The 7,008-nt window shown below is 74.7% G+C and carries 5 protein-coding genes and 1 pseudogene; 3 read left to right on the top strand and 3 right to left on the bottom strand.

The annotated features are described in order from the left end of the window. From AF1_RS35490 to AF1_RS30910, 3 genes and pseudogenes are all read left to right on the top strand, one after another. Positions 1 to 926 (top strand): annotated as a pseudogene (locus AF1_RS35490) (hypothetical protein); the annotation flags it as partial. Beyond that, positions 926 to 2,578, top strand: a complete 1,653-nt coding sequence (locus tag AF1_RS36055; protein ID WP_207394039.1) for a serine/threonine-protein kinase — start codon at positions 926 to 928, stop codon at positions 2,576 to 2,578. The pseudogene AF1_RS35490 and the gene AF1_RS36055, both read left to right, overlap by 1 nt. Positions 2,579 to 2,602: 24 nt before the next feature. Continuing rightward, on the top strand, positions 2,603 to 4,021 hold the full coding sequence (locus AF1_RS30910) for a serine/threonine-protein kinase (protein WP_084263493.1): 1,419 nt from the start codon (positions 2,603 to 2,605) through the stop codon (positions 4,019 to 4,021). A 154-nt stretch (positions 4,022 to 4,175) separates the two neighbouring features. On the opposite strand, the gene AF1_RS30905 is transcribed toward AF1_RS30910, so the two are convergent. The 3 genes from AF1_RS30905 to AF1_RS30895 form a co-directional block, all read right to left on the bottom strand. After that, a complete protein-coding gene (locus tag AF1_RS30905) occupies positions 4,176 to 4,787 on the bottom strand; it encodes a response regulator (protein ID WP_067807468.1) in 612 nt (203 codons plus the stop codon). A gap of 87 nt (positions 4,788 to 4,874) precedes the next feature. Next, positions 4,875 to 5,540, bottom strand: coding sequence for a response regulator transcription factor (locus AF1_RS30900; protein WP_067807465.1), 666 nt, complete (start codon positions 5,538 to 5,540; stop codon positions 4,875 to 4,877). After that, entirely contained in the window at positions 5,537 to 6,838 is a 1,302-nt protein-coding gene (locus AF1_RS30895; protein WP_165488379.1) for a sensor histidine kinase, read from the bottom strand. Before AF1_RS30895 ends, AF1_RS30900 begins: the two co-directional genes overlap by 4 nt. Between the last annotated feature and the right edge of the window lie 170 nt (positions 6,839 to 7,008).

The raw sequence follows: 7,008 nt of genomic DNA, 5'->3' as shown, positions 1-7,008 counted from the left end.
CCGCCGCGTCCGGCGCGGCCACCGCCCCGCGGGGCCCCGGCGCGCGCCCGGACCAGCTGACCAGCCTCGACCTCCCGGCCGCGGCCAAGGCCGGTGCGGCGGACGCGGCGGACCCCGGCGAGACCAGGCCCGACCCCGACCGGGTCAGGTCGTGGCGGTCCGGCCCGCGCACCGAACCCGCCGGCGCCGTCGAGCCGCAGGCCCCGCCGCCCGAGCACGGCCCGGCCACGCACTTCCCGCCGACGACGCACCCGGTCGCGCGTCCCACGCTGGCCGACAACCGGAACGTGCTGATCGTCGCCGCGATCGTGCTGGCCGTCATCGTGCTCGTCGCGGGCATCGCCCTCGCGAGCGGCGGGGAGGAGAACAAGGGCGGGAAGGCCCGCAAGGGCACCCCCACCGCCTCGCCGGGCGGCGGCGCGCAACCGTCCGCCCCTGCGACGTCCCCGAAGCCGGGCACGGGGCTGCCCGCGGGGTTCACGATGCACAAGGACCGCAGCGGCTACTCGGTGCCCGTCCCGAAGGGCTGGAGCGGACCCGAGCGCAAGCAGGGCGGCGACTTCTTCTACTCGCCCGACCGCGCGGCCTACCTGCAGATCGACCAGACCGGCGACCCGGGTCCGAGCGCGATCGACGACTGGCGGCGCCAGGAGCGGGGCGGCTCCGGTTTCCCCGGCTACAAGAAGATCAGGATCGCGCCGACCGGCGACCGTCCGCCCGTCCCCGACACCGGCGACGGTGACGACTCCGCGGACTGGGAGTTCACCTACGACGGTGACGGAGGCCGGGTGCACATCCTCAACCGCGGTTTCGTGACGCACGGGCACGGCTATGCGATCCTGCTCCGCGCCCCCGACGACGACTGGGACAGGGTGTACTCCGACCTGCAGCCGGTCTACCGCTTCTTCAAGCCCGCGGAGGGCTGATGGACGGCCGCCTCCTGGCCGGTCGCTACCGGCTCGAATCCGTGGTCGGACGCGGCGGGATGGGCACGGTGTGGCGCGCCCGCGACGAGACCCTCGACCGCGAGGTCGCGGTCAAGGAGGTCCTCCTGCCCGCCGGCCTGAGCGACGAGGAGCGGGAGAACCGGCACCGCCGGACGCTCCGCGAGGCGCGGGCCTCGGCGCGGCTGAACCATCCGGGCGTCGTGACCGTACACGACGTCGTGGACGAGGACGACCGGCCGTGGATCGTCATGGAACTGGTGCGGGCCCGTTCGCTCCAGGACCTCCTGGACGAGGACGGCCCGCTGCCGCCCGGCCGCGTCGCGACGATCGGCCGGCAGATCGCGGGCGCGCTGCGGGCGGCGCACGCGATCGGCATCCTGCACCGGGACGTCAAGCCCGCGAACGTGCTGGTCACCGACGACGACCGGGCCGTCCTCACCGACTTCGGCATCGCGCAGATGGCGGGTGACGCGACGCTCACCGGCACCGGGCTGATCGTGGGGTCGCCGGCGTACATGCCGCCGGAGCGGGTGAACGGCGACCCGGCGATCCCCGCGTCCGACCTGTGGGCGCTCGGCGCCACCCTGTACGCGGCGACGGAGGGCCGGGCGCCGCACCACCGCGGCGACGCGATGGCGGTGCTCGCGGCCGTGATGACGCAGGACGTCCCGCCGCCGAAGAACGCGGGCCCGCTCGCGCCCGTGCTCACCGCGCTGCTGGAGCGCGACCCGGTCCGGCGGATGAGCGGGGACCAGGCCGAGGAGGCGCTCAAGGCGGTCGCGGCCGGGCATGCGGCGAGCCTGGCCGCCGTCCAGATCGCGTCGGGCCGGACGGCGGTGGACGGCGGTGCCGCGCAGACCGTGCCCCCGCACCAGCAGATCCCGGTACCGCCTCCGGACATGACCTCGCCGTTCCCGCCGGGGCCCGGGCAGCGGTGGACGCCCGGCCACACCCAGCCCCCGCCGCCGCGGAGGCGGCCGCCGATCCTGCCGATCCTCGGGGGTGTCGCCGCGGCGACGGTGATCCTGGCCGTCGCCGGGGTCGTCCTCCGGATGAACTCCGGCCCGTCCGCCCCTGACACGCCCACCACCACCCCGCCGCCCACGGTGGTCGCCAAGCAGTCCACGCCCGCCGCACAGGACACGACGCCCAGCACGCCCGCGACCTCTCCGGTCTCCAGTGCGACGCCCCTCCCGGACGGGCTCATCCCGGCGTCCGGCCCCGGATACACGATCGGCGTCCCGCGCGGCTGGCGGCGCTCGGTACAGGGCAACAGCGTCGTGTGGACCGACCCCGTGTCCAGCGCCTACGTGCAGGTCGACCGGACGATCTGGACCGGCGACCCCTACGACCACTGGGTGACCTGGGAGCAGGAGGCCATCGCGGACGGCAAGCTGAAGGACTTCCGGCGGGTCGGGGAGATCACCCGGACGTCCGCCGCCGGGTACCCCGCCGCCGACATCGAGTTCACCTGGACCCGCGCGGGCGTCACCCGGGCCCGCGACCGGGGGGTGATCGCCGGCGGGCGGCCGTACGCCGTGGTGGTGGCGCTCCCGGCGTCCCAGTGGAACGACAGCGAGAAACTCGTGAAGAATGTCCTCGACTCGTTCCGTCCCTCTGGGGTGGGATGACCCGATCGGGGGGATTGTTCGGACATGGCACAGGGACGGCTGCTCGGTAACCGCTACCGGCTGGACTTGGTGGTCGGCCGGGGCGGCATGGGCACCGTGTGGCGGGCCTTCGACGTCATGCTGGACCGCGAGGTCGCGGTGAAGGAGGTCGTGTTCCCGCCGGGCCTGAACGACGACGAACGCGCCGTCCTGTACGAGCGGACGTTCCGGGAGGCGCGGGCGTCGGCGCGGCTGAACCACTCCGGCGTGGTGACCGTCCACGACGTGGTCCAGGAGGGCGGCCGGCCCTGGATCGTGATGGAACTGGTCCTCGCCCCGTCGCTGCAGGACATCATCGAACGCGGCCCGATGGACCATCGCCGGGTGGCCGAGATCGGCCTGCAGATGCTCGGCGCGCTCCGGCACGCCCACGAGAAGGGCATCCTGCACCGCGACGTCAAGCCCAGCAACGTGCTGATCACCGACTCGGGGCGGGTCGTCCTCACCGACTTCGGCATCGCGCAGGTGGAGGGTGACGCGACGCTAACGCAGACGGGCCTCGTCATGGGGTCGCCCGCCTACATCCCGCCCGAGCGGGTGCAGGGCGAGCGGGCGGTGCCGGCGTCCGACCTGTGGGCGCTCGGCGCGACCCTGTACGCGGCGGTCGAGGGCCGGTCCCCCTACGAGCGGTCGGACGCGATGTCGTCGCTGCAGGCCGCGCTGACCGAGCCGGTCCCGCCGGCGCGCAACGCCGGGCCGCTCACCCGGGTGCTGGACGGGCTGCTCGCGCGCGAGCCGGCGCGCCGGATGACGGCGGCGCAGGCGCAGCCGCTGCTCACCCAGGTCGCGGCGATGCCCTCCGTGTTCTCGCCGCCGCCGGTGCGGCGTCCGTCGCCCGCGAGCGAGACGGTGACGGACGAGCCGCCGGCCAGCCACCTGCCGGTCCGCCGGGTCGAGGTGGCGTCCGAGACCGTCCTGGACCCGGCCGAGCTGGAGCCGGTGACGCGCCGCGACCCGGGCGAGCCCGCCCCGGTGACGCGGAGCGACCCCGGCGGTTTCCCGGAGCGGGGCGGCTCGCATCGCCCGCCGCCCGGACGCTCCGGGCATGACCGGGAGGCCCGGACGCTGCTGGAGACCGAGTGGTCGCCGCCTCCCGCCCCGCCGAGTCCCCCGCCGGGCCCTTCGGGGACGCCTCCGCCGTGGGAGCAGCCGCAGCGGTACTCGAACTGGCAGCAGCCGCCGCAGCCGCAGCCGGTTCCCGGTGGCGGGGAACGGCGCCGGACGGTGCTGGTCGTCACGGTCGCGGTGGTCCTCGTCGTGGCGGCGGTGCTGCTGGGCGCGTTCATCCTGCGCGGCAAACTCCGCACGGGCGCTCAGGCTCCGGTGACGCTGAGCCCGGCGATCTGTGCTCCGTTCGCCGTGACCGCCGGCTGCTCGGAGACGACGTCCGTCATCACCGTGTAGGACGGCGTCGGCGGCGGTGGCTTCGCCGGGGTGAACGTCATCGGAATCCCCAACAGCTTGAGGCCGGCCACTATCAGCTACCGAGAGTAATCGTCACGGGCCATAGATCCCCGGCTCACCGGGCCGAAGGTCCCGAAACGGATGGCGTGGAGTGTCAGCCGCCGGCGGAGAAGGCGTCCAGCGCGAGACGCAGCGCGCCGACGTGCTCGGCGAGGTCGTCGGTGGGCTCGCCCGACCCGATCCGGGCGACGTCCTCCTCGACCCGGGTGAGCCGCTCGTCCAGGGCCGCCAGCAGCCCGTCGCAGCCCGCGAGGGCGTCCCCGGCGCCGTCCCCGCCGAGCGTCCGGCGCAGCAGCTGCGCCTGCTGCCGGAGCCGCCGGGTGCGGTGGTGCAGCTCGACGAACACCGACACCTTGGCGCGCAGCAGCCACGGGTCGAACGGCTTGGTGAGGTAGTCGGCGGCGCCGGCCGCGTACCCGCGGTACGCCTGCTCGCCCGCGCTGCCGGCGGCGGTGAGGAAGATGATCGGGATGTCGCGGGTCCGCGGCCGGGACTTGATGTGCTCCGCGGTCTCGAAACCGTCCATCTCCGGCATCACGACGTCCAGCAGGATCAGCGCGAAGTCGTGGTTCAGCAGCTCCTTCAGCGCCGCCTGCCCGGAGGTGACGGGTACGACCTCCACCGGCAGCGCGTCGAGCACGGCCGTGAGCGCGGTCAGGTTCTCCACACGGTCGTCGACGGCCAGGATCCTCGCGTCGTTCGGCACCGGACTCCTCAACCTCGGTCATGGCCTGCGCCGTCCACCCTGTCATGCCGCCGTGAACGGCAACAATGAACCGGCGCAGAGTAATTTCTAGGCCAGCCAGCCGGGTTTGACCAGTCCCGACTCGTACGCCAGCACCACCAGCTGGGCGCGGTCGCGGGCGCCGAGCTTCACCATCGCCCGGCTGACATGCGTCTTCGCGGTGGCCGGGCTCACCACCAGCCGGGCCGCGATCTCCTCGTTCGACAATCCCTCCCCGACCAGCGTCATGACCTCCCGCTCCCGCTCGGTCAGCGCGTTCAGCCGCGGCGCCGGCGCCGGCTCCTTGGCCCGCGTGGCGAACTCGGCGATCAGCCGCCGGGTCACGCTCGGCGACAGCAGCGCGTCGCCGTCCGCGACGGCCCGCACGGCGTGGATCAGCTCCACCGGCTCGGTGTCCTTCACCAGGAACCCGCTCGCCCCGCCGCGCAGCGCCTCGAACACGTACTCGTCCAGCTCGAACGTGGTGAGGATCACGATCTTCACGCCGCCGAGCCGCTCGTCGGACGCGATCGCGCGGGTCGCGGCGAGACCGTCCAGGACCGGCATGCGGATGTCCATCAAGATGACGTCGGGACGCAGCCGGCGTGCCCGCGCCACCGCCTCCTCGCCGTCGCCCGCCTCACCGACGACCTCGATGTCGGGCTGCGCGTCCAGCAGCGCCCGGAACCCGGCCCGGACGAGCACCTGGTCGTCCGCCAGCATCACCTTGATCACTGCGTCCCCCTTCCGGGCCCGGCCGGTTCGGTCCCCTCGTCCAGCGGGAGCGCGGCCCGCACCCGGAAGCCGCCGCCCGGCCGCGGCCCGGCGTCGAACGTCCCGCCGAGCGCGGTCGCCCGCTCGCGCATCCCGCGGATGCCGCTGCCGCCCGGGCGGTCGTCCAGCAGCGGCGCCCCCCGGCCGTCGTCCTCGACCCGCACCACGATCTCGTGCTCACCGTAGGCGATGCGGACCCGCACCGTCACCGGCCCGGAACCGGCATGGCGGGTCACGTTCGTCAGCGACTCCTGGACGATCCGGAACGCGGCGAGGTCGGTGCCCGCGTGCAGCGGCCGCCGCTCCCCGGTGATCTCCGTCTCGACCTCCAGCCCGGCGGACCGCGCCCGGCCGAGCAGCTCGTCCAGCCGGTCGAGCCCGGCGGTGGGGGCGCGCGGCGCGGTCTCGTCCTGCGCCCGCAGCGCGCCGATCACCCCGCGCATCTCGGTGAGCGCCTCCTTGCTCGCCTCCTTGATCGCCGCGAGCGCGGTCCGGGCCTGCCCGGGGTCCTGGTCGATGAGGTGCAGCGCGACCCCGGCCTGCACGTTGATCATCGAGATGTTGTGGGCGAGGACGTCGTGCAGTTCACGGGCCATCCGCAGCCGCTCCTCGCTGGCCTGGCGGCGTTCCTCCTCGGCGCGGGTCCGCGCGGTCTCGGCGGCCCGCTGCGCCCGCATCCGGATCAGCTCCGCGCCGATCAGCACCACCAGCGCCCAGCCGACGACGAAGCCGGACCCGCCGAGCGTCGGCTCCTGGACCGGGAACAGGCCGTGCCGCCCCCGCTCGGCCGCCGGGACGCCGATCAGCGCGGTGAGGCCGAAGAACGCCGCGAGCCCGAGGCCCGTCCCGGCCCACGTCACCAGCCGGTGCCCGGAGACGATCGCGGCCATCATCGCGACGGCCGGCGCGAGCGGCGCCGGCCCGTAGGTGTAGGCGCGCAGGAAGTAGAGCGCGGTGACCGCCGCCGTCGCGCACACCGTGAACACCGGATACCGGCGGCGCAGCAGCAGCAGCGCCGGCCCGCCGAGCAGCAGCGCGAACCCGAACGCGTCGAGGTCGGTGTGCCCGGTCCCGGACGTGCCGCCGCCCCCGTGCTCCCAGGGCGGGCCGCCGGACGACCCGTCCCCCGGCCCCCCGCGCTGCGCGCCGAGCGACCCCATGACCTGGAAGAAAGCGAGGAAGAGCGGGACGATCCACACCGGCCACGCGCCGGGTCGCGACCAGCGCGGCTGAACCGGCCCGGGCGGTGAGGTGCTCATATCTGGACGGTAGGTCATCGGCGCCGGGCTCCACGTCGGCCCCGGGGAGTGGGTGTCCCTACTCCCCGGGAGGTACCCGGAACCGTCAGGAGGACCAGCGGACGGGCAGGTGCGCGAAGCCGTGCCGGGCGCTGGACCGCAGCGGCACCGGCTCGCCCGCCGGTCGCGGC

The sequence above is a fragment of the Actinomadura formosensis NBRC 14204 genome, assembly GCF_001552155.1.
Taxonomy (GTDB): domain Bacteria; phylum Actinomycetota; class Actinomycetes; order Streptosporangiales; family Streptosporangiaceae; genus Spirillospora; species Spirillospora formosensis.
The sequence above is the reverse complement of the archived record's forward strand: the minus strand, read 5'-3'. Positions and strand labels throughout refer to the sequence as shown.